This is a genomic window from Microbulbifer mixtoriginis (SeqCode), from assembly GCF_052466765.1.
On record NZ_CP174289.1, the window covers coordinates 1,544,778 to 1,566,421 of the forward strand.

The 21,644-nt window shown below is 51.0% G+C and carries 34 protein-coding genes; 13 read left to right on the forward strand and 21 right to left on the reverse strand.

What is annotated here, in order from left to right:
• Positions 1–67: 67 nt before the first annotated feature.
• The 20 genes from ACJJIV_RS06720 to ACJJIV_RS06815 all read right to left on the reverse strand — a co-directional run bounded on the left by ACJJIV_RS06720 (position 68) and on the right by ACJJIV_RS06815 (position 14,907).
• Positions 68–460 (reverse strand): hypothetical protein, encoded by a 393-nt coding sequence (locus ACJJIV_RS06720; protein WP_444891211.1) that lies wholly within the window; start codon positions 458–460, stop codon positions 68–70.
• A gap of 126 nt (positions 461–586) precedes the next feature.
• Positions 587–1,180, reverse strand: coding sequence for a hypothetical protein (locus tag ACJJIV_RS06725; protein WP_444888105.1), 594 nt, complete (start codon positions 1,178–1,180; stop codon positions 587–589).
• Positions 1,181–1,315: 135 nt separating this feature from the next.
• A complete protein-coding gene (locus ACJJIV_RS06730; RefSeq protein ID WP_444891212.1) occupies positions 1,316–1,660 on the reverse strand; it encodes a hypothetical protein in 345 nt (114 codons plus the stop codon).
• Positions 1,661–2,157: 497 nt separating this feature from the next.
• The gene (locus ACJJIV_RS06735; RefSeq protein ID WP_444891213.1) at positions 2,158–2,685 is read right to left on the reverse strand and encodes a CbrC family protein; all 528 of its coding nucleotides are present in this window, start codon (positions 2,683–2,685) and stop codon (positions 2,158–2,160) included.
• A gap of 350 nt (positions 2,686–3,035) precedes the next feature.
• Entirely contained in the window at positions 3,036–3,332 is a 297-nt protein-coding gene (locus ACJJIV_RS06740) for a head-tail joining protein (protein WP_444891214.1), read from the reverse strand.
• A 7-nt stretch (positions 3,333–3,339) separates the two neighbouring features.
• Entirely contained in the window at positions 3,340–3,711 is a 372-nt protein-coding gene (locus tag ACJJIV_RS06745; RefSeq protein WP_444891215.1) for a capsid cement protein, read from the reverse strand.
• A 100-nt stretch (positions 3,712–3,811) separates the two neighbouring features.
• On the reverse strand, positions 3,812–5,854 hold the full coding sequence (locus ACJJIV_RS06750) for a ClpP-like prohead protease/major capsid protein fusion protein (protein ID WP_444891216.1): 2,043 nt from the start codon (positions 5,852–5,854) through the stop codon (positions 3,812–3,814).
• Between the two features lie 12 nt (positions 5,855–5,866).
• Complete coding sequence (locus tag ACJJIV_RS06755) at positions 5,867–7,372, reverse strand: phage portal protein (RefSeq protein WP_444891217.1); 1,506 nt, start codon at positions 7,370–7,372, stop codon at positions 5,867–5,869.
• Positions 7,372–7,587 (reverse strand): DUF6148 family protein, encoded by a 216-nt coding sequence (locus tag ACJJIV_RS06760; protein ID WP_444890033.1) that lies wholly within the window; start codon positions 7,585–7,587, stop codon positions 7,372–7,374. Before ACJJIV_RS06760 ends, ACJJIV_RS06755 begins: the two co-directional genes overlap by 1 nt.
• On the reverse strand, positions 7,588–9,600 hold the full coding sequence (locus ACJJIV_RS06765) for a terminase gpA endonuclease subunit (RefSeq protein ID WP_444891218.1): 2,013 nt from the start codon (positions 9,598–9,600) through the stop codon (positions 7,588–7,590).
• Positions 9,545–10,066 (reverse strand): hypothetical protein, encoded by a 522-nt coding sequence (locus tag ACJJIV_RS06770; protein ID WP_444891219.1) that lies wholly within the window; start codon positions 10,064–10,066, stop codon positions 9,545–9,547. The genes ACJJIV_RS06765 and ACJJIV_RS06770 overlap by 56 nt, the downstream gene beginning before the upstream one ends.
• A gap of 88 nt (positions 10,067–10,154) precedes the next feature.
• On the reverse strand, positions 10,155–10,874 hold the full coding sequence (locus ACJJIV_RS06775; RefSeq protein WP_444891220.1) for a hypothetical protein: 720 nt from the start codon (positions 10,872–10,874) through the stop codon (positions 10,155–10,157).
• Positions 10,864–11,094, reverse strand: coding sequence for a holin (locus tag ACJJIV_RS06780; RefSeq protein WP_444891221.1), 231 nt, complete (start codon positions 11,092–11,094; stop codon positions 10,864–10,866). Before ACJJIV_RS06780 ends, ACJJIV_RS06775 begins: the two co-directional genes overlap by 11 nt.
• Positions 11,091–11,447: a hypothetical protein gene (locus ACJJIV_RS06785; RefSeq protein WP_444891222.1), complete on the reverse strand. Its 357-nt coding sequence runs from the start codon at positions 11,445–11,447 to the stop codon at positions 11,091–11,093. The genes ACJJIV_RS06780 and ACJJIV_RS06785 overlap by 4 nt, the downstream gene beginning before the upstream one ends.
• Positions 11,447–11,842, reverse strand: a complete 396-nt coding sequence (locus tag ACJJIV_RS06790) for a DUF5675 family protein (protein WP_226649293.1) — start codon at positions 11,840–11,842, stop codon at positions 11,447–11,449. The genes ACJJIV_RS06785 and ACJJIV_RS06790 overlap by 1 nt, the downstream gene beginning before the upstream one ends.
• A 186-nt stretch (positions 11,843–12,028) precedes the next feature.
• A complete protein-coding gene (locus ACJJIV_RS06795; RefSeq protein ID WP_444891223.1) occupies positions 12,029–12,694 on the reverse strand; it encodes a hypothetical protein in 666 nt (221 codons plus the stop codon).
• A 53-nt stretch (positions 12,695–12,747) separates the two neighbouring features.
• Positions 12,748–12,993, reverse strand: coding sequence for a hypothetical protein (locus tag ACJJIV_RS06800; protein WP_252084497.1), 246 nt, complete (start codon positions 12,991–12,993; stop codon positions 12,748–12,750).
• Positions 12,994–13,129: 136 nt separating this feature from the next.
• The gene (locus ACJJIV_RS06805; RefSeq protein ID WP_444891224.1) at positions 13,130–13,495 is read right to left on the reverse strand and encodes a hypothetical protein; all 366 of its coding nucleotides are present in this window, start codon (positions 13,493–13,495) and stop codon (positions 13,130–13,132) included.
• Positions 13,446–14,354 carry a helix-turn-helix domain-containing protein gene (locus ACJJIV_RS06810; RefSeq protein ID WP_444891225.1) on the reverse strand — a complete coding sequence of 303 codons (909 nt, stop codon included), beginning with the start codon at positions 14,352–14,354 and terminating at the stop codon, positions 13,446–13,448. The genes ACJJIV_RS06805 and ACJJIV_RS06810 overlap by 50 nt, the downstream gene beginning before the upstream one ends.
• Before the next feature lie 283 nt (positions 14,355–14,637).
• Complete coding sequence (locus tag ACJJIV_RS06815) at positions 14,638–14,907, reverse strand: transcriptional regulator (RefSeq protein WP_444890024.1); 270 nt, start codon at positions 14,905–14,907, stop codon at positions 14,638–14,640.
• 96 nt (positions 14,908–15,003) lie between these two features.
• On the opposite strand from ACJJIV_RS06815, the gene ACJJIV_RS06820 reads away from it, so the two are divergent.
• On the forward strand, positions 15,004–15,678 hold the full coding sequence (locus tag ACJJIV_RS06820; RefSeq protein ID WP_444891226.1) for a LexA family protein: 675 nt from the start codon (positions 15,004–15,006) through the stop codon (positions 15,676–15,678).
• A 38-nt stretch (positions 15,679–15,716) separates the two neighbouring features.
• On the opposite strand, the gene ACJJIV_RS06825 is transcribed toward ACJJIV_RS06820, so the two are convergent.
• Positions 15,717–16,181: a hypothetical protein gene (locus tag ACJJIV_RS06825; protein ID WP_444891227.1), complete on the reverse strand. Its 465-nt coding sequence runs from the start codon at positions 16,179–16,181 to the stop codon at positions 15,717–15,719.
• Between the two features lie 129 nt (positions 16,182–16,310).
• Between ACJJIV_RS06825 and ACJJIV_RS06830 the strand changes: the two genes are divergently transcribed.
• The 12 genes from ACJJIV_RS06830 to ACJJIV_RS06885 all read left to right on the forward strand — a co-directional run bounded on the left by ACJJIV_RS06830 (position 16,311) and on the right by ACJJIV_RS06885 (position 21,624).
• Complete coding sequence (locus ACJJIV_RS06830; protein WP_444891228.1) at positions 16,311–16,652, forward strand: response regulator transcription factor; 342 nt, start codon at positions 16,311–16,313, stop codon at positions 16,650–16,652.
• A complete protein-coding gene (locus ACJJIV_RS06835) occupies positions 16,649–16,834 on the forward strand; it encodes a hypothetical protein (protein WP_152451300.1) in 186 nt (61 codons plus the stop codon). Before ACJJIV_RS06830 ends, ACJJIV_RS06835 begins: the two co-directional genes overlap by 4 nt.
• Positions 16,831–17,133, forward strand: a complete 303-nt coding sequence (locus tag ACJJIV_RS06840; protein WP_444883504.1) for a DUF7673 family protein — start codon at positions 16,831–16,833, stop codon at positions 17,131–17,133. Before ACJJIV_RS06835 ends, ACJJIV_RS06840 begins: the two co-directional genes overlap by 4 nt.
• A 168-nt stretch (positions 17,134–17,301) precedes the next feature.
• Positions 17,302–17,451, forward strand: a complete 150-nt coding sequence (locus tag ACJJIV_RS06845) for a hypothetical protein (RefSeq protein WP_444891229.1) — start codon at positions 17,302–17,304, stop codon at positions 17,449–17,451.
• On the forward strand, positions 17,448–17,735 hold the full coding sequence (locus tag ACJJIV_RS06850; protein WP_444885031.1) for a phage antirepressor KilAC domain-containing protein: 288 nt from the start codon (positions 17,448–17,450) through the stop codon (positions 17,733–17,735). Before ACJJIV_RS06845 ends, ACJJIV_RS06850 begins: the two co-directional genes overlap by 4 nt.
• Before the next feature lie 89 nt (positions 17,736–17,824).
• Positions 17,825–18,178, forward strand: a complete 354-nt coding sequence (locus ACJJIV_RS06855; protein WP_444885032.1) for a YfdP family phage-associated protein — start codon at positions 17,825–17,827, stop codon at positions 18,176–18,178.
• 53 nt (positions 18,179–18,231) lie between these two features.
• Positions 18,232–19,059, forward strand: coding sequence for a DUF2303 family protein (locus ACJJIV_RS06860; protein ID WP_444891230.1), 828 nt, complete (start codon positions 18,232–18,234; stop codon positions 19,057–19,059).
• A 66-nt stretch (positions 19,060–19,125) separates the two neighbouring features.
• Positions 19,126–19,395: a hypothetical protein gene (locus ACJJIV_RS06865; protein ID WP_444891231.1), complete on the forward strand. Its 270-nt coding sequence runs from the start codon at positions 19,126–19,128 to the stop codon at positions 19,393–19,395.
• A gap of 67 nt (positions 19,396–19,462) precedes the next feature.
• On the forward strand, positions 19,463–19,909 hold the full coding sequence (locus tag ACJJIV_RS06870; RefSeq protein ID WP_444891232.1) for a hypothetical protein: 447 nt from the start codon (positions 19,463–19,465) through the stop codon (positions 19,907–19,909).
• Positions 19,906–20,457, forward strand: coding sequence for a phiTE_072 family protein (locus ACJJIV_RS06875; protein ID WP_444891233.1), 552 nt, complete (start codon positions 19,906–19,908; stop codon positions 20,455–20,457). The genes ACJJIV_RS06870 and ACJJIV_RS06875 overlap by 4 nt, the downstream gene beginning before the upstream one ends.
• Complete coding sequence (locus ACJJIV_RS06880) at positions 20,454–21,386, forward strand: hypothetical protein (RefSeq protein ID WP_444891234.1); 933 nt, start codon at positions 20,454–20,456, stop codon at positions 21,384–21,386. Before ACJJIV_RS06875 ends, ACJJIV_RS06880 begins: the two co-directional genes overlap by 4 nt.
• Entirely contained in the window at positions 21,379–21,624 is a 246-nt protein-coding gene (locus tag ACJJIV_RS06885; protein ID WP_444891235.1) for a hypothetical protein, read from the forward strand. The genes ACJJIV_RS06880 and ACJJIV_RS06885 overlap by 8 nt, the downstream gene beginning before the upstream one ends.
• The last annotated feature ends 20 nt before the right edge of the window (positions 21,625–21,644 follow it).

Below are 21,644 nucleotides of genomic sequence, written 5' to 3' on the forward strand. Positions count from 1 at the left end.
GAACGCCTACAACAGGGGTTGGCAGGCGTAGCCTGACAATCCCTTTGCTTGTAATTGTTAGGGCTGATCATTGTGAGAAAAAACCCGAGATGTATAGCGCGCCGTATAGCCCGCCTATAGTCCACACCAAGGTGTGTATCCACGTAGACTTCTCATTTTCTGATGATGGCTCTGGATTAAAGTTTTCGGGAGTCGCGTTATTAGTGAAGGCTGATTGAGGTGGTGGCTGTTGAGCTTTACTTGCTTGGCGCGCAAGTTCGAGTTCATCTTTTAAAGATTGAACTCGATATTGAATGTAAAGAGCTTTGGCTTTTTCATCTTGACCATTGGCGTTCGCTACTGCCTTTGCCCACAAACCATTGCGCCTAAGCCCTTGAGCAAGCTCTTCAACAACTATCTCGTACAGTTGTTCTTCTACAATTCTTGTAGCTGCCGAATGCTTTTTGAATGCCTCAAACAACCTTGTATCTCCTGCTTAAGCCCTAACGCCTTGCTCAGCTGCGCATTGAACTTAGGGTGATTTTGCGCATCAGCGCGAAATTCAAACTAAGTTCAAGGTGTCAGCTGCAGCAATTTGTTAGGTATTTTATTTTTTCCTACCAAGATATTCCAATAAATATTCTTTAGTAATCCATTTACAGTTTTCCCAGCTGTAACATATTTCCCTTTCTGTTTCTAAAAGTTTTTCAGGTGTATTGATATCCACATAACGAGTAGGAAGTAATATGGCATCCTTGTATCCATTTTCGCTTGGGCGCTCTAACTTTCTAATACCATAACCACTGTGCATGACAATCAAATCAGGAAAACTTGATAGACAATTTTTCCGTAATTCTGCCTCAGCTGCTTGCGAAGTAGAATTCGTACTCATTAAAGGTCTAAAGACACTTTCTTTCCTATTTAGAAATACAAGATAATAATTACCTAAACCGTGGCCAATAAAATAACCGAACTCTATATATTCACCTACTTTTGAATTTTTTATAGGATTGATTACCTTTGCCTTGTAAGAAACTCCACATGGCTTCTCTTCAGTTCCTAATGTACTACCATTTTCTATTCTAACAATAGCAGTAACATCTGACCGATCTAGCAGCTCACCAATTTCAACCCTCGGCAAAGTAGTACCGGCCGATACAACTGGAAGAAAAAGTAAAATCAATAAAATAAACCTATTCATACTCTCCCCGAACCTAACGCCGTATTCAGCCGCCGCCGAAGCTGGGCGGATTTTGTGGTAAAAGCGCGGCGACCACAAAAACTGCGTAGCTTTGGCGGTCGTGCTGCAATGCCTTGTTATGGCACCGCTAGAAGATTACTTCACCATCCTAAGTCCCAAAAAATCTTTACGTGCCGCACCTAAAGAATCACAGTTTAATCCATTTTCTGGGTACCTAACCTTTAACCGTTTACCTGACGTAAATGCAGTTAACCCCATAGAATAGATTCTATTCTTTTGATCTTCCGACAACTCGCTGCTTAAATCTTTGTAAACTGCAGTGCTACTTCCGTCAGACTTACTCAGCTCAATCCATATTACCTCAGCGCCTCCATCGTCAGATGTAACATAAACTGAATCAACGTCCATAATGCATTCAGAATATGAAAAAGCCATGTTTGAGCTAGCCAAAAGTAATATTGCAGATAATACCTTCTTCATTGAAACTCCTTTAGTGCCATAACGCCAAGCTTTGGGGCGGACCACGAAGTGGGACGTCCCAGCAGCCGCAGGCTGCGACAACAGCGCCTTGTTATGTGCTGCACTTGCTAATAGATACATTGTAATTACCTGGATTAACCAACAGGATATTTGCATTATTTACGATTTGACTGCCATGCCAACCGCAAAACTTGTGGTCCTTTTCTGTTTGATGACACAGAGCAAGTGCGGACTCTATGTTTCTGGCTTTGACCCCAGAGCAGTTTATAGATATACAATTCTCATCATTTGAAACTGCTACAGTAAAACCTCTGAACGCTTCTACGCTCGACTTACACTCCTGCCCGTCTAGAGCTTGCACAGAAATAGATGATAGAGGTAAAAGCAATAGGAATAAAATTCTAATTTTTCTCATAGCTCTCCCAACCGGATGACACATAACGCCAAGCTAACCGCGCGGGGCGAAGCCACGTCCGGTTGAGCACCCTGTTAACTTTTTAGTCGAAGTCCATTGTATAGATAACTTCTGGACACTTACGACACTTAAACTTATAAACAGCCGGACTACCGCCCTTTTGGTAGCCTTCGAGTATATTTACCCAGATATCAGGTTTGATCATTTCTTTTTCTAAGAATGAATCAAGTGCCTCACCTGATAAAGCCTTTAACTCTTCTTTTTCAGCATCTCCGTGAAACTCACAGGCATCGTCACAATGGCTTTGCCATTGCTCTTGTTGCCAAGAGTTATAGCCTGGGGTTCGTTCGCAAACTTCTGAAATAACTTCTTCGCTTAGACCCGCATTTATTAGTGGGTAATCATCGATATACGTACCATCAAATTTTTTAGCTGCCGAACCATCGGAAATACACCAAGGGCAGATAAATTCGATTTCTTCTTCGGCATAGAGGATTGATGAATAAATATAACCAGTTGCTTTGCCACAACACTCGCAGACTTCATCACTAGCTTCAATTGAGCCAGTAGCTAGAGGGTCAGGATGATATTTAAACTTGGGAAGTTCCACTATCTCTCCTTGAAAGTTAACAGTTAATTCAAAAGAAGCTTCTTTATATCACCCTGCTCTATATTTCTAAGCCCCATTTCCTTCGAAGATGAAAAAAACTCAGCATATCAATAAGCTATCTGCACTTGGCGCAAATGTACAAAAAAAGATATAAAGCAGCGTCTTTATAATTCTGTATTTTCTCTGCTTTATATCACTTTTGGAACCCTTTAAGTATCAATGGGTTACAAAGTTTCACCTAGAAATAGGAGCAGCTGCTGCTGATCTTTGTTATAAAATGCACGGCTGTACACTTTTCGACCACCCTTAATACACCCAAAGGCCTTAATTCAATAACTCTACTTTTTGGGCTACCCATCCACCAACACCCGCCAAACAACTCCATCATCCGATAACCGCCTGCGCACCTGATACGCCACACCACTGAGCGTTATCACCGCCCCAGAGTTGTAAACTCCCACCTCACTCACCAACAGACTCAACTCGATACGCGGCACCCGCACACGCTCATCCTCATCGAAGTCGTCAATCTCTTGATCCTTGATCACCCGGCAATCAATAGGCTCAGCACCGCTACCGTCTGAATAAGTAGCGGGCTTGCCCCATTTACGAAACGCGCGCTCTGCGGCTCGTTGGTCCAGATCCATGGATCACCTAGGTCTTCACAGTGCCCGGCACGCCGGTAAACTTCACCGCTAGGCTGGTAACGCCATCACCGGCAGCCTCTGCGGCAAAGGCGGTAGGGCCAGTGATATCCCCGGTTGCGGCTGTTGCAGCACTATCGTCAAAGGCTGCAGCAGAGATACCCCAAGTGAGGGTTTCCCCCTGACTGATCTCTGCAGCGGATATCTTGGGCACGGTGAAAACGCCATCAATAGCGATCACACCAGATGTGCCCACGGCGATATCATCCATCGCTACACCCAGCACTGCGCCGACCGGTACTACCTGGCCAGAGGTAATATCCGCGCTGGTGCTATTGATGTAATCCAGCATGCGCCCGTCTTGTACAAAATTAGTAGCCATTCTCTTTCTCTCGATTGGGTTAGAACTGTTGCAATAAAAAAGGCCGCACATTGCGGCCTCGTTCGGATTGTTTAAGTTTTGGCTCGGTTTGAGCTGGGTATTAGGTCTTGGGCGTTTTCACCATGCCTTTTGCATCCCAGGCTTTCGCAGCTGCATCGAGGCGCACTTTGAATTCTACCCCGTCGATATTCCAGCCGTTTTGCTGCTCCAGTACTGGGGCTTGCTGGCCATCCAGGTAAAGCACTTCTATGGTGTCGTGCGCTACCGGGTCGGCATTGAGGTACCAGCCATTGTGCCCGCTGAGGCGACCATCGGAGATCACGCTGGCAATATTGCGCACACTGTTGGGAACGGTATTGGATTTCTCAGTAGCACCCACTTCAAACTCTGACTCCAGCGCTACCTTTGCGGCCCCCTCATCGGCGATATCACACAGCAGGAATTTGGGGCGAATATTTAAGAAAGCGGTACCGTCCTTCTGTTTGCCCATCAAAACCCGCGCGGCATCGATGCTGGCTGTATTGATGCCTGCCTTAGTAGCTAGGTTGCCATGGTCGGTATGGAATAAGGCCTTGCCATCGGCCATTTTGGGATTGTTGATCAGGATACTGAAAACCAAATCCCCCACGGTGCGAATAGCAGCAAGACCCATCTTTTGCGGAATGCGGGTGAAGGCCCCCAGGTCGTCATTGATAATCGCCTGGCGATTAATGGAGAAGAGTTCACCGTAAGTGGCCAGCGCGGCAGTCTCGGCGCGCTCCCCGATACTCACATATTTAAATTCTGCCCCGGGTGCCACTTGGCGCAGTGAGGGGAAGGTACCAAGATCCGTGCGAGTGGCTATCTTGAAATCGCTTAAGTTTCCAGTGGCGGTAAACTGCGGAAACACCTCTGCCGCTTCAGAGTAACCCTTCAGCATCGATTTATTGGCGATATTGCCGAGGACGGTAGCGAAGTCACCAGAGCTATGGGTAAAGGCTGCAGCCACCACGCCCATTTTATCCAGCCCTGCTAGATTCTGTCCGTGGGCGTGCATAAACATGCGGGCAATTTCCAGCATGGTATAGCCGGCCAGACTGTTGCCTTCGGTGCGCTTCTCGCCAAAAGCACGTATGGCAATAGCATTCTCAGCATCCGCCTTGATGCGCTTGATACCCTCCCCCTCCTGCACCACTACGCTGTAGCTTTGCACCGGGGTTGGGGTTTGATTACCCAGGGCTGTGAGCAGCTGGTCTTTGGCTTTTTCCGCGGTGCAGTCCATATCATCCAGGCAAGATTGCATCACGGTGCTGTGTGCTTCGAAGCCTTTAAAAACGGCCTTAATCGTGTCTTTGCGCTTTTGCTCATCCGCTGCAAATTGTGCTTTGGCATCGGCGGCAATCTGCGCTTTCATTTCTGGGGTAACCTCGGTCGCAGCGGTTGCAGCTGGCGTAGTGGAGGTGGTTGTAGTCATGGCTTGCGCCTCCTTGGTTTTGGGGGGATTGTCTGCAACCGCAGACGGGAATCTAAATTCAGTGGGCCCCTGCATAACCAATGCACTAATGGCTTGCGGGGTATTTTTGAATTGGTTTAAGTGATCGGCGTTAAAGCTGGCAGCCATTTCCATTGCGGCAGTGGTATCAGTAGCGAAGCCGGCTTCCACGGCTTCGGCGCCGGTATACCAAGTCTCGTCATCCATGACTTGGCTGATTTCCTCATCCGACATCCCTGTGCGTGAGGCATACAAACCAATCATGGTGGTTTTGACTTTTGCCAGCAGGCTCTTGGTTTTTTCCAAGGCGCGCTCATCGCCTCGCACACCGGCACTGGGGTTGTGCACCATGTAATAGGCGTTCTCGGCGATATGAACCGTATCCCCGGCTAAAGCGATCACACTACCCATGCTGGCTGCGATGCCTTCAATCCAGGTTTCCACCTCGGCTTTGTGATCTTTGAGCAGGTTGTAAATAGCGGTGCCGTCGAACACATCACCACCAGGGCAGTTAATGTGCAAATTGATCTTGCTGATATCCCCGAGCGCTTTCAGATCTCGGGCAAAGTCTTTTGCCGTTACCCCCCAATAACCGATGGTGTCGTACAGATAAATATCGGCTTCACCTTTGTTTGCGGCGGAAGTGATGCTGTACCAGGATTTTTTAGGCATTGCGGTTTCCTATTAAGAGTCGGAGTCAGACTCGGAGTCGGACTCAGTATTTTCTGCGGGGACCGCAGTGCGTTTGCTTGGGGTGGTGATATCGTTTTCTTTCAGCTTCCGCTGCCAGGCCGCGGTTTGCTTAATCACATCGTCCGGCTTTTTGCCACGGCGGCGGATGGTCTGCTGTGGGCTGACCAGTACATTTTCCAGCAGGGTTTCATCGGCGCTGGCTTCGTGGGCTGGGTTAATCCAGGGCATCACTGGGGTAATAAAATCGACATGCATCAGGGTGGCCGGGTCGACATCAGCGGGCACTTGAAAGGCATCGGCCAGTAACCCCATTTGCACCCAGCGCCGGGTGACCGGTTCCACGATCTCCTCACAAAATTCCAGGCTGAGGGTTTCGTAATTGGTCCACTGCTCCACCAGTTCCTGGCGCTGCGAACTATAAGTACCGTTGTAGTTTTTGCTGATACTGCTAAAGCTGGCCATGGTGCCGGCGGCAGCCATGCGGTGCATGGTTTCTAAAAATGGCGTTAGCAGACCACTGGGGCGATTGCTTTGGATGGTGCCGACAGATTCCCCGGGGCGGAGATTGTCATAGATGGCACCGGCACGGATATCGAGAATGCGCTTTCCTTCGCTATCCCAAGCATCATCATGCTCATACTCAGTAGGGCTACCCTTCTGAATAAAGCCAACCATGGCCGAGGCAATCTTGGCGGCAACACGCTCGTTTTCTTCATAGTCTTTAATATCGTTGAGGCGATTCATCACTGCGGCAAAGATGGAAACCCCACGGGTCTGATGCAGCCTACGCACAAATTTCAGATGCTCGATATTTTCGGCAGTGTGGCGCCTGCGCTTCATACGCCAGTTCAGAGAGGCCCCCGGGTGTTCGTCGTGCAGCCAGAACGCCTTGGCTTCCCCCCAGGCAGATTTCTCAATGCCCTGCACTATGCGCTTGCTGGGATCGTTGTAATCCACCGGCAGAAAATCCGGTTCCAGGCATTCGATGGTGTAAGGCACCAGGGTGCGGTGCTTTAACCCGGGTACCGTGCCCTGCAGGTGCCGCAGCAGGGTTTCGCCATCGCGCAGCCAGGTATTGCACAGTAAGCGCTGGGATTTGCCCCAGCTGAATTGCCGGGTGCATTCCGGGCGCCGCGCCCATTCCTTGTGAGCTTCATTCATTTGGCTGGCGAGACCTTCGTGAATATCGCCATCCCAGGTTTTGGGCTGGAACTCCACATCGATACCGCGTGGGCCAACGATGTTGTTGGTCAGGGTGGTGAGAATGCCAAAGGCAAAATCGTGGTTTTGCTCCAGGTGCCGGGCCTGGCCGCGCAGGGTTTCCACACTGCCTTCAATGACTAAATCCCCACTACGGTTATCACCGGGATTTTTCCGAAGGCGACTGGGTCGCGCGGCTTCATAGGCGGCGGCAATCTCCAGGGCACGGCGGGCTTGCACGCGGCGCAGGGCGGCCTCGGGCGCAAAGAACCCGATAACAGAATCCAGTTTGTTCATTAGTAAAAGTTCGCGTAGGCGGGTCCGCGGCGTTTGCCGGCAGCCTTTAGTTGTTCTTGCAGTGCGCGGCGCTCCCACTCCTGCCGGCCAGCACGGATTTCCTGCAGGTTCTCTGCCGTAAATTGGCGGCCGTTAATCACCGTGGTTTTACCGGCGAGCACGTCTATCTCGGCCTCGATATAGAGGTCGACCATGGCTTGTGCGGTTTTCGACATTTAACTATCCAGTAGGGAGCCCACCGGCTGTGCTGGCCAGTGTGGTTTTTTCGGGGCTGGCTGCGGTTGATCCGGTTCGCTAAACAGGGTGCGCTGGCCCAGCTGAGATTCGATGGTGGACCATTTTTTCTCGTTGTATTTATGCATGCCCTTGGCGTGGGCTGCGTGCAGGGCGTAGACCTCGGTATCGGTGCCCTCGTTGGGCCTGCCGGGGCGCGGCTGCCAGGTTTCCCTACCCTTGTGCTTTTTGCTTGGGGCTTTCACTTCGGCAGTCACCTGCTCCCAGTAGTCCTGGCGCACATGCTTGCAGCTGTGCATGTAGGCACTGGTGCCGAGCAGACGCTTGGCGATCAGGTCCTTGGCCTTATGGGTACCCACCATATAAACCCGAACCCCGTGGCGGTCTGCCTTGGTGCGGCGCTTGGGATTGTTGTAATCCACCTGCCTAGGTTGCGTGAAGATTTCCTTGGTGCCCAAGTCTTTACTGTCACCCTTGATGGCCATCACCAGCACGCTGCGATGTTTTTTATCGCGGGTTCGTACCCAGTGATACACCGCATTGCTGGTACCACCATCACCAGAGTCGATACTCACCGCCGCTGCGCGGATCTCGCCAAAGCGCTCATGCTCGAAAGGCTGGAATACCAACTTGTCTAGGGCCGCCCAGCAGTCGTCACGCTTGTCTGCGGTATCGCCATCGATCTCACCCCAGAACATCTGCCAGCTTTCTTCATTGCGTCCGAAAGCGCGTATCGATATCGCGAGGCGGTCGTGCTGTACATCGATGCCCACCGTTACCAGCAGGCCACCGGCGGGGCAGGATAATTCCGGGTAATCCTCGGCGGCCTCTTGTAGTTTTTCATGGTCCAGGAGGCGGCTAGCGGCATACTGGTAGGGCCGGCCCAGTTTGTTGTTCTGGAATACGATACGTGCGGATTCATCACCGCTTTTGGCTTCATGCTCCGCTTCGAGAAAATCCCGCACCACATCGGCGAGGCCGGTTCCGGGGATACACACATAGAGCTCGGAGAGCTCCATAAAGGTTTCTATCGGTTCGATTTCATCGGGCCCAAAATCTTCACCGCATTGGGTTTTGACCCAGCCGGCAAAATCATCACCACTTTCCCGCGCGGTTTTGCAGGTCTGCAGGATATTGGTCTGGCGGCGGTAGTCATCCCATTCGCTGCCACATTCCGGGCAGCCATAGATAGCAGTATCAGGCTGGTGCAGACCGAATACCGGGTGCGGTATGCCCTCTTCTTTCTTCAGCCAGCGAACGTTTTCCCAATCCAGTACATGGGATTCTCCGCAGTCATGGCAGGTCACCGGCAGCACGCGCATGGTGCCGAGCTTGGTGTAATGCTCTACCTGGGAAAGATCCGCTACCGCAGGTGTGCCACCGATAATTAATTTCTTATTGCGCATGCGCTTGAGGCGTTCGCGCAAGTGGCGAATAGAGTCGCTCTGATCGCCGACGTCTTTGTTGGTATCGTCTGGCTCCTCCACATAGCCCCGGCGGGCTGTGGTGGATTTCACATTGGAGATAGAGTTGGAGCCAATGGTGCGCACCTCACCGCCGGGGAATTTCTTCCGCGTCGAGCGACTGCCGCCCTTGCGGCTGGTGGTGATATCGATCACCCGATTCACTGCTGGCGAGCCTTCGATAATCGGCACCAGCTTTTCATCCATAAACAGCCGGCCTTTTTCATCCTTAGGAAACAGCATCAGGATACGGGCCGGGTCGGTGACGGCGACCTTACAGATATCGGTGGCCAGCAGAACCGTCCAGCCAATCTGCGCGGCCTTCTGCATTACCACCATCCACGACACCGGATTATCCAGTGCGTGCATCACGCCCCAGAAATAGGGCACATAGTCGTTGCGGTAATAACCGGCGTTATCGCTATCCTCCGACGGCAGTTTGATATTGTCTGGCAACCACTCAATCAGCGGGATTTTAGGCTGCGGTATCCAGGCCTGGCGCACCTCCTCCACCAGCCTCTTCAGATTCAATCTCGTAACTGCCAATAGCTTTGAGGGCAGCGTCAATGTTTGGCTGTAGGGGTTCGCGATCGATGGTAATGGCATGCTGGCTCTCGATAGCAATAACGATGCTTTCCACCGCTCCTAAAAATTCATTCTTGCCAATGGTGGACCACTCCACCATCGCCTTGCGTACGGACTCAATATCCAGGATTAGCTGATCATCTTTATACAGCTCACGCATTTTCATCTGAGCATTCACCTCAGACTCAATGGCTTGGGCCATATCGCGGCGGCTGCGGGCATCGCTAACCTGACGGCCTGCCGCTTCTGTACGCAGCCGCTCGCAATATTCATGAAGCCAAACTCTAAAACTGGCACCTTCAGTAAACAGCTGAGCTTTGTAGTGCTTGGCAATCGCTGGCTGCGAAGCGCCAACCAAGCGAGCAAAGCCCGATTGAGTGGCCTGATCATCAAGAGAGATATCACCAGCCAAGGTATAACCCCCTATGAAATTTTAGATATCTGTTAAAAACACGGGCCCGAATTGCTCGTGGGCTGGGTCGCTCAGGAGGACCCGTTCATCAACGCTTTGAAGTCTTGATTGCATGGTCCATTGCCTTATCAAGCTCTATCGGCAGGTGCCGCCGAGCAATACCCTGTGCAATCCCAACAAAAGGAAAGCGCTGGCGATAGTTCGGCCTGCCTTTAAGGAATATAAGAATGGGTTTAGCGGTTGGGTTGCGCTTACCACCGGCCCTTTTCCATATACCCAACTTCCCATTAATCTTTCCGACAAAATATTTAGACTTACTGCCCTGTGCGCTATCAACCCCGCGCATTTTAGAGCCCGAGCTAGCGCGCAGTTCTGCCAAGATCTTTTTATAAGTCGCCACTGAAATGTTGCCATGCTTATTTAATTTGGCTTCCTTTCCATGCACGGCATACATACCTCTTGGTAAAAAGCCTGCATGACGAAGTGCACGCTCAAAGCGTTTCTCTATCCGGTTCTCATCAATAACCGAGGGTGCCAAGTACTGACTAGGAGCCGTGCCGTTGGTTGCCTCATCTCGGATAAAGATCTTCGCAACACCTGAGCGCTTCGTGGCTTTCTTCACCAGTACAGAGTTCAGCGTCAGCTTCGCCGGGTTTACAAATATGCGCCCAATTGCCGCACGCTCCTCCCCCCGTATACGAAAGGCCACGTTATTTAGGGCAACCGAACTGGCATAAGGTAACTGCTTTTTTAATTCAGCCGATGCTCGATCAAACTTTGAAGTATCCAGCTTTACACTAATGTCCATCATCCCCGTCCTGCTGCCTTTCCTGCAGCTTCAAACGCTTATGGTTGTAATACCAATTCACAATGAACCCACTCAAAGCAATCAGGAAACCACCCACCGCCAATAACTCTTGTGCTGCATATCCACCGACTACCGCTGTACCCGCAGCAACCGTGGTGGTTGCACTGGCGATCTTTTGAACCATGGCTTCCCTCGCTGCCTCTTGAGCTACAGTGTTCACCGCTTAACCTCACTCACCCACGACTTCACGAAATAGAAACCGATGATGATGCTGTAAGGCTGCACAACCACATCAACCAGCAAGCCTTTCAGGTCTGCTACAAAAGGCGCCTTCAAAGCCATGGCCGCCGCAATAAATAAAACCAGCAGCGCCCAAACCAATGTCACCAGAAAGGCAATTAATCGCCGTGCCCGGTTCTGCGGCTGCGTGGCTTCCAGGTATTTGAGATACCAACGAGATTTTTCCTCATTGGTAAACCACACCGCATCCACGGTATTTACAGTGGCATCCAGCACTTTGCCCGCAGACTCTGGGCCAGCAAATAAACCCTTAACTCCAGACCAAATACCCATCACGGATACTCCGGCACATAGTGCGTAATTGTCAGATCAAACTCAGGCGGCAACAGCTCTCGCAACTGCTGCATTGCCTTGCGGGATTGCATCACCCACCAGCCACCGGGAGCCAGGCCAGAACCAATACCAATACAGCCCTGCACATCCGCCGAATAATTAGCAGTGTGGATCAATATTTTTGTGCGGCCAGGGACTTCCTGAAGCTCCCACACATTGGGGAACCTAGGTGAGTTATAGGGATTACAGGAATAAACCCCTTCAGGAATACAGCTCTCGAACGGACGATTACCCAACCACGGGCGCTCTACCGTATAAAACACACAGTCGCGCACTCTCAGCCGCCCCAATGTGGCATCTGGCCCATAGGCGAATCGTTGCAGATTGCAGTTCATGAATTTCCGCTCGCAGAGCTAAGGAATAAAAAAACGGCGCCCACAAGAACGCCGCCAAGTACAGGTGATGGAGCAATGAAAAATAGAAAGTCAGAAACGAAAAAACCCGGCTGGGGGAGCCGGGTTTCTGTTGCAAGCGGAAATACCGCAAGCTAGAAAAAAAGTACCATCCTGGGCCAAAGTCTGTCAACCCACTTTCAGAAACTTTTCTTTGTAACACTCCACAACCTTAGAAACAGGGCCCAGGGCACGTGCTGGTAGCGGGTCCAAACGCCTCTGTAATTTACGCCAAATATTCTTCCACTCCAGATCCCAGGTGGATTTATTACAGCCAACAATAGCGCGGGCCTGCTTCACCTCCACCTTGCGCCCATTCACATCCCGCAACGCACTCGCACTAATACAAAATAACGCCAGCTGGCTAACCTTATCCCTCGGGTGCGGCTCCTCCCACTTATCGAATTCAGAGATCAAGTACTGCAACAGCGCCGCCCGCTCTTTAAATCTTTTTGCCGGTGGTGCATAGGCAGCCATGCCCCAGCAGTAAGCCAGTGGGTCACTTTGTCTCAGCTTGGCAACCACGCTCTGAATGATTCCCTTCTCACAGGAATCCATAACCCGGCTACCGCTACCCTTGCCCACAATCGTTTCAACACCACTCACCCGAGGCGCATCAATGCGGCAAATCACCTGATTAGCCTCTCCCTGCACCTCACCCCGAATAATTAATTTCCGCCCTCGCCGAGCCTTTGAGGTGACCGTGCTCCTATTGCCCATAGCCTCATAATCAAACGCCGCCGCAGAGCCATCAAAGGCATCATGCCAAGCCTGTCTCGCTGAATCGAATCTCATGCCACCTCCCCAAGACTGTAAACACTAACCTCAACTGGCCCCGCCGGGCCCTATCACGCTGCCGCTCGTAAACTTTCGGCATTTTCCCTAAAAACCTTCCTCGCCACATGTAAATTATCCCGGTGGAAAGTCCCCAAATAATCCTCATGCACCTCTCGGATTTTATTTTGAGTCACCACCGTATGAGCAAACACCAGATCCACTTGGCGCGGGTTATCCGTACGAAATACCGCTAAGGGTCTACTCGCAACAGTAGTCATAATTCGCTCTTGGGCTTCTGTCAGAGTTACAACGGTCATACTTCACGCTCCATGATGATTTGTAATTACCAGTTAAAATCTTCCAGCATCTCGGCCCAGGTAGTTGGCCCGCTGGTGGACTCCTCGCAAGGGATATATTCCCCCTCCAAAACCTCCTCCTCTACGCCCTCTGAACTCACTGGAATAACCCCCGCATTTTTGCCAGCTCGCTCTCCCCGCAGCGTCGGGCCCGCTCCTGAGCGCCATCGTCAGGCAGCGCCAGAGGTTTAAACCTGTTGTGCGCCGCACTGCCTGGGGACGGCTGGCAAAGCCCAAGAAATTCCGCATAGTTCGGCGGCCAGCTAGACTCCCCACCCCGCGCAGCTTCGATATTGCGGTGCTCGATGTTTTCCATCCCCCTTGCCCAATCCTTGCCAGACAAGCCCTGTGTCTTTCGCGCCCACAGCATAAAATCCTCACCGTAAACCCCATTTCGCTCCCCCTGCTCCGAGTCATACAACGCGCGCTGGGAAGTCCACTTGTGGCCATACAGCTGCGCCATGCGTTTCCACAGCGCCAACAGCAGCCTCTCGTGCCGAGGCTCTAGCGAAGGCCGTGTTGATCTGCTGCTGTTGCTGCTGGAGCCGGTTGCCAGCGCCTGAGTTATGGTTTTCATTGCCCACTCCCTGTTGGTGACTCACTGGAGGCCTGAATTCCTCCTGCCAATGTTTTCCACGGCCAAAGAACCGCTTGGCCTGCATAACGTATTCAGTCCCGATCTTTCCGGTTTGCTCGCAGAAGGAGCGATAGCGATCCAGCCCTGATTGAAATTCTTCAGGCTGGTGCTGTTTGCGTTGCTTGCGATACGCCTTCAGGGCCTCACCCCTTGGATTACCGCCAGCGCGCTTTGGGTAGGATTTCCACAGCTGGTCAAATTCAGATTCAATCGGATCAACTTCCGAAAAATCCGGATTTGTTCCAATAGTATTATTCTCTACTGTATTACTCAGTAATGTATTCCTCTCTTTTAGGAAACCTAAATACCCCTCTTTAGGATTCCTAAAGGGGTCGTTTAGGTTTTCTAAATACCCCCCTTTAGGTTTTCTAAATAGGTCAGGCTGGTTTTTAGAGTGCGTTTCAGACAGGAAAATGTTCCGCTCAACAACCCGTTTTCCCTCCCGCTTATGGCGAAGATAGATATACCCCTTATCTTCTAGCGAGGTGAGGATTTGCGAAACTCTCGATGTAGAAACCCCAAAGAATTCAGCGAACGCCTTGTTAGATTTGTAACAGCCCCTCACCGGGTCAGCGGATAAACTCTTGATCTCTACCAACATCACCTTTTCTTGCATTGTTAAGGATTTATCCAGCCATAAACTGGCCGAAATCCAAACCCCCTCAAAAGCCCTTTCTTCAGACACAACTAATCCTCCAGCGAACTCACCTGAATTGGCAAAAATCAATGATTAGATATTGAATGCCGGTCTTTCCCGGCTGTCAGCGGTCTTTCCCGCCGTCATCAAAGCGGGCCGGGTTGGCGTCCCTCACCGGCCCTTTCTGTGGTTATTTGAGATAACCCTGTACAAATCCCCATATACCGCAATGAATTAATCCCAACCCTCATTCACCGCAGAATGGCAGGACAATAAAATGGGGATTTGACAATGATCGTTACTCTGGCTTCACCGACAAACCCTCACGGGCTTAACTTGCCTCCCGAACCTCTGGAATGCTTTGCTGATCTATTTGCCCCTCCAACGAACCAAACACATCAGGGCGCAAACAGGCGCGAGATACCTTCCGCTGAGTAGCCAACTCAATTTTTGTGCATAACTTTGGAGGCACTGCTCTCAGCCCTCGACGCATCTGAGACACAAAGACCGGCGTAACCCCAATTGCCCGCGCTAGCTTGGCCTGAGAGCCAACCACCCTCACCGCATCATCGATTGCTGAATTGATCACGTCCTGGGTCATCTAGGCTTCTCCCTACTGTCAGTAGCCAAAGTATTAACTTTCGGCTACCTGAAATCAATAGCCGCTAATTAATTAACTTGTAGCTAACATGTCGATATGAAACATCCTGACTTTGCAAAGCGGTTTAAACAAGCCGTTACACATGCCGGCGTAGAAGACACGCAGGAGGCCCTAGCTCGCCTATTTGATGTCAGCACCGTGACTATTTGGAGCTACCGGAACGGTGAAAAATTACCGCGCATGAGTACCGCCACAAGGATTGCAGAAACTCTCGGGGTGTCAGTGGATTGGTTGCTCACTGGGGCCGGTAAAGGTCCAGGACTGCTAGGTAACACGGAGGGAAGCAATGTTACACAAGGACCAAGAATTCAAGGGAGAATCCCCCTGATCAGCTGGGTACAAGCAGGCGCTTTTTGTGAAGCGGTAGATCTGCTAGAACCCGGCGAAGCCGAAGCATGGCTGCCCTGCCCCGCTGCACACTCAGACCGCGCCTACGCACTACGTGTGAATGGCGACAGTATGACTAGCCCTTACCCAGGCCAGCGTTCTTACCCTGAGGGAACAATCATTTTTGTCGATCCCGACAAACCTCTTACTAATGGATGCCGGGTTATAGCCAAGATAAATGGAGAGGCAACTTTCAAAACTTATGCTGAAGACATGGGCCACATTTACTTGCGTCCGATCAACCCAACTTACTCACCGATGGATGTGACCGGCAAAGACATAACCTTTTGCGGCGTTATTATTGGCTCTTACACCCCTGAATAAAAAAAAGCCCGCAAATACGGGCTTTTTAATACTAAGAATCACAACAGTATTTTTTTAGCCATCTCAACTTCTATAACACCGCGAGATACACAGTTCAAAGTAAGATTTTGAGCCAATTCTCCCGGTATATACTCTCCCTGGATGTTTGAACGAACAATCACAGCTTTATCATCAACGACCACATTAAAAGCCACTTCCGTCTTGGTGTGATTGTCATTCAAGTAATCCATCCCTTTAGCCGTACCACAATGGGCCTGCTCCGGCGAAAGCCTCCAATCTTTAAGGGAGGTCGAGATATAACCCGCCTCTAAATCACTAGATAAAATCTTAAATCCATCTCTCAACAAGGCCTGCCTTGCCTTACTCAATACTTCCTGCTTGCTAGAGAAATGCTCTATAGCGAAATATTCGCTAATTATCACTGGCGCATCATTCTTTACAGCACAACCCTTAAGGCCAAATACCAGCAGAACTCCTACCACCACACAACTTAGCTTTTTCATTCTTATCCTCCGTGATAAGTGCTCTTCGAGCATACCAAGGGTATTAACTGTGAAAAATTAACTTATGGCTATTGACCGGCATGTTAACTTTCGGCTACTTTAATTGCTAACCAAGGACAGGGCACTCAAATGGAAACCGCCAAACACCTCAGACCACTGGCACCTCGCCAGGCCGAAGCACTGACCCATCGCGCCCGAGGTCTTTCCAATCGCGAAACCGCCCAGGCCATGCAGTGCTCAGTCACGAACGTCACCAACCTGCTAGCGGAGTGCTTTTACAAACTCCACGCCCGCAACAGCACAGACGCAGTGGCCAAGGCGGTAAAGCACGGATTAATTCAATTCGCCCTGCTCACCTGCGTACTCAGCGGCATCGGTGCCGATGCACAAGACCAATTGCGCACCCGCTTCCAGCGCCGCCCCACAGTTCGAACCATTCGCATCCGAAACAACCGGGAGGGAATCGCATGACCGCCACCGTGTTTGTACATCCAACGGCCATGAGCAAAAACCATATCGACCAGCTGAAACGCCGCATCGATATCGCCAACACCGACCACAAAGCGAACATCCGTTTAGTGCAGCCAAAACCCACTTTTGCACGGCCAACACAAAACAATAACTGGCCACCATTTGGAGGTGATGCCGCATGAATACTTTCAGCCCAACCCAGAGCGTGGAAACCCTGCTCCGCGTTGCCAACGGATACTCCGGCGCGAGTGAAATAGCCGCACAGGTTTTGCTTTCAGCCTGGAATAGCAGTGATTTCGCAGTCCCCGTTGCCAGCCTCTCCCTGCTGGACGGCGACAACTACGAACACGCAATCAACGTGATGAATCTGCGCTACCACGGCAGAGCACCGCAAAGCGTAATTGCAGACGGCGATAAAAAACTGAATGCCCTCTACCGCGAATGGAACCACCTGGAAATACAGAGGAAGGAAGCAGCGTGAACCAAACCCAGCCGCTTCCGCAAATGCCTTGCCGCCAATGCGGGAAACCCGCAGAACCAGCATTTAACGGGCAATTGAAACTACGCGGCTGGAGCTGCCAACCCTGTCGATACTGGGAGCCCGCCATCGGCAGAGAAAGAAAGTTCAAAAAAACAACGGGGTTAAGCCATGAGTGAATTTAGCCGGATTTTAGAACTTTACGAAGAGCTAGTACGCACAGTACAGCTACAACAAATCCAAATAAATCAACTGCGCAAACTCGCAGCTCAACAAGCTCAAACCCCACAAATAAAACCAAAAAAACAGGAGGCAGCGTGAACCAGACAAAACCCTATTCCGTCACCCAGGCCGCCCGAATGCTGGGAATGGGCAGGAATAATCTGCTGAAGCTTCTGCGCAACAATGGCTTTTTATACAGCCGTGAACCCATGCGTAATTCACCCACAAAGTGGGCTCTAGAACAAAAACTCTTAAAACAAAAAGAAAGTGAATATCAAGTAGGACCAGTAAAAGTGCAGCACATCACCGCACTTGTTACCACTAAAGGCATGGCCTGGATACGTGACATCGTTGAACAAAATGCGGCACCTAAAGCCAGCTAAAAATTTAACCGCGCCCAGGCGCATCAGTCAGCTGTAACCGTTAGGGCTGCCGGTATGGAGCCCAATTTTAAAAAAACTTGGAGCATCCCATGAGCACAAACGTCACCCAGCTTTTCGCCGACTTAGACGGCGGAGTATTTTTAGAGAAACTAGCCCACACCCTCAGCGATGTAGCCGGTGCAGTCACCGACCACGAGAAAAAAGGTGAGGTAAACATCAACCTGAAAATGTCCAAAATCCAGAATAGCGATCAGGTTCAAATTGAACACACCGTCAAGTTCAAAAAACCAACTATGCGTGGCTCTATTGTTCAGGATGATGCCACTTCTACCCCGATGTATGTCGGCAGCAAAGGCGCCCTGAGTTTCTACCCTGAGAAGCAGCCACCACTGTTTGACCAAGATAGTAAAGGCAACGTCGCCAAACTTAAAAGCAACGGCTAAGCCTTAAACACTCAACTCATTTCAAACCCAATCAAGAAAAGAAGGATTTATCGATGACTATGGATCGAAGTGCAATTCAGGAAATTAAGGAATCACAGACTACCGCAGAGTTGGCGTCTGTGATTGAGCAGGCCAAGCTTTCCACTCCAGCAATGGCAGCTCCAAAAGATTTCCAGATTCTAAATCTGGAAAAATATCAGCAGGGCCGCACACGCTATCGCGGGAAAATGGAAACTACATCGCTAGAAGATTTCGAGCAATACTGCATGGACTTCGGTAATAAGAGCGCCAAATGTTTTGTCGATCCCGAAAGCATGACCGCACAAACCATTTTCAACTTGGGAACCACCCAAGAACCCGGCCACGCCGACTTCTCTGCAAAACTTCGCCTGATTAGAACCGCTGAATATAGAGCGCTATTACAACTTAATGGCGATAGATGCTCACAAAAAGCCATGGCGGAATTTATGGAGGATTACGCCGAAAACATCCTCTGCTATACCGCCGATGGGGAGCCGATCAACACCAGCAAAGCCATTGCCGCCGTGCGCCGTCTCACTATCGAATCCTCACGCAAAGAGGATCACTCCGTTGATGACTTTAAATCTAGCCGCAGTGCCTTGGAAAATATCGAAGCCCGCAGTGAAGAGGTTCTCCCGGCCGGGTTTAAATTTGAATGTATCCCCTACAACGGTTTGGAATCCCGCAGCTTTGACTTGCGCCTATCCATCCTCACTGGTGGCGACGCTCCACGCCTTACAGCTCGCATTAAACGCCTAGAGGCCATACAGGAAGCCATGGGCCGAGAGCTACAGACGCACCTCAGCTCAGTGCTGGTTCAGTCCCAAATGAAAACTTATATCGGTGATTTCGCCGCGTAGCTTAGGACTGTCCACAATAGCCAACCGGGCCGCAGGTACTGGGCCCTAATACAGGACCAAGATCCAATGAAACGATACGCCTTATTTTACGGCACCTACAACCTTGAGATGGGTGGCGTAATAGATTTTAAGCAGTCATACCACACAGAAAAAGAAGCCTTTGAAGAGGCAACACAAATTGCCAAAAACGATATTTTCACTAGATGGATACAGATATTCGACAAGAAAACAGACACCGTAAAGATTTTCAGCGTAGTGGATAGAAAGCTAAAGGAACGGAAGGATAAGACCTGCCGAGCAGGGTTATTCGAAACCGCCCAGCCCCAGGCCTGCTGAAAACCAAATACTGACTCAAGCCCGCCCAATGCGGGCTAAGTGAGTAGAGGATATTGAGGAATAGAGAATGGCCAAGCGCAAACCCCGCAAACCTATGAGCAAGCAGGCCCAACACGCCCGCCTGGTAAACCGCTGGCTGCCCGGCTTGGTCCTCACCGCTCGCAGCAGCACCGGCCTGGATACCGATGGCGACCCCATCCTAGCTATCAGCTATCGACGCCAAGGTGGCGCCGTTGGCGATATAGCCCGAGCGAAGCTGCAGCACGAAATCCTCAACTGGCAACACCACTGGCTGGTAACAGTTTTTGTTGAGTGCAAAGCCCCAAAGGGAGAACACTATACCGACTCCACTGAGTTCGAAGCCTACGGCGTTCGCCTGAATGACCTGGCTGAACTGGTGCGCCCAGAGCTGGACAATATCCAAAACCAAGCCAACCCCAACCACTACAAAGACCACGGCTGGCAGGCGGAGATTCTGCCTAATCGCAAACAGGAAAAAGGGAGAGCAGCATGAAAACCAAGAACATTGAAGTTTCAGCTTTTCGAATTATTAACCCAGCGGGCCTTGATTCCATCACTGTGCTTATTGAAAACACCGCCACAGGTTCAGGACAAATCACCCTCACCTGTTTCGGTGAGGCTTGGAATCATTTCTGGCCGCGTATGGGAGAGCAGCACACCATCGAGAGCTTTTTTCTTTCTGCTAGCACGGATTATCTAGCCCGGAAACTATACCCAGACCACCTTCCAAGACAGGTTACACATTTCTCAAAGCTTTATGACGAAGCCAAAAAGACCATTTTGGAGGATCGCCGGCAGGAAAACATAGATAAAGAATCAGCGAGAAAACTATGGACTGACGCTGAGGACTTAATGCACATAACCGAAGAGTACGAGCTGCAAGATAACTTTGACACCCTCAGTGAAATCTTCGGCCAAGAGTGGTACGAGTTTCTACCCACCACGAATCACCATGAATTTAACTACCTATGCAAAATCATTAAGGTAGTAAAAGAAGCACTAAAGCTGCGCACAGCCGATCAACTTGGAGAGGCTGCGTGAAGCTCTGGCAATCCCTCACCGGCATCGCCGCCCTAATCTTCTGCGGCACCAGCTTGGCTTTTACCGTGCAGCTATGGGTATCCATGCCAGCAGGTTTGGGCGGGCAGCTGGTGGCCGGAGCCACTGCGGTGGCTCTGGAGCTGTGTAAATTCAGCTTTGCCCCACTGGGCCTGTGGTTGTGCAGCCAAGGGCAAAAGAGCGGCTATGCCCTGCTCTGCCTCTGGCCCCTGCTGGTACTGATCAGCATTGTCGCCACCGTTGGATTCCTCGCCACCCACAGCGAAGAGCAGCAACAACGTAGCGCCCGCAACAGCCAGGAATACCGAGCGTTGCAACAGCAGCTCAACAGCCTGCAACAGCAGATCAACAGCCTAAACGGCCTGATCAACACCGACGCCAACAACGGCTACCGCCAGCGCGCCCTTAATACCGCAGCGCAGTTATCCACATTGGAGACTGAGCGCACCCAGCTGATAGAAAAGTTATCCACCATCGGCCAAACCGCCAACACACACAGCGCCTTTAACAGCCTCGCCAACACCCTAAACACAGACCCCGCGCGGCTTCAGCACATCAGTTTCCTGGCGCTCGCCATCATTACCGACATAGTGGGACTGGTCGCGTTACTCGCGTTTAACGCCGCTGCAACGGTTGGTAAACGCGTTTCACAACCGTTTCAGCAGCCCGAAACAGCTGAACAACAGCCAGAACACACCAGCCACCTGAGCAAAGAACAGCAACAACTGGCCCAACGCATCTGCGCCGGTGAATTCGGCAACCGCCCAGTGCTGCGCAACCTCAGCAACAGCATCACCGGCGGATACAGAACCGTTAAACCCGTTTTCGACGCCCTGCAACAGGCAGGCACACTCACACGCAACGGCCAGGGTTTTGCCCTGATGCACCATGGAGGGCTGACCAATGGGTAAGCTGGTGAAGGGAACAGCCTGGGCTAGAGAGCAATTCGAAAAAGGCTCCCGCCCCGGCAAAGAGAAAATCTTGGAGTGGATTGAGGCCGAGCACATCCCCGGCCAGATCATCGCCGGGGAGCCCTATGTGGATGCCGACAGGTTCGCCATCCGCGACCACACCGGCAAAACCCCAGCACAGAATACCGCCGCCAACGATGGTCAGCCCAAGACCGGGATGGACCTGTTGGCAGGCTAACCCCTATTAAATAGAAGTAG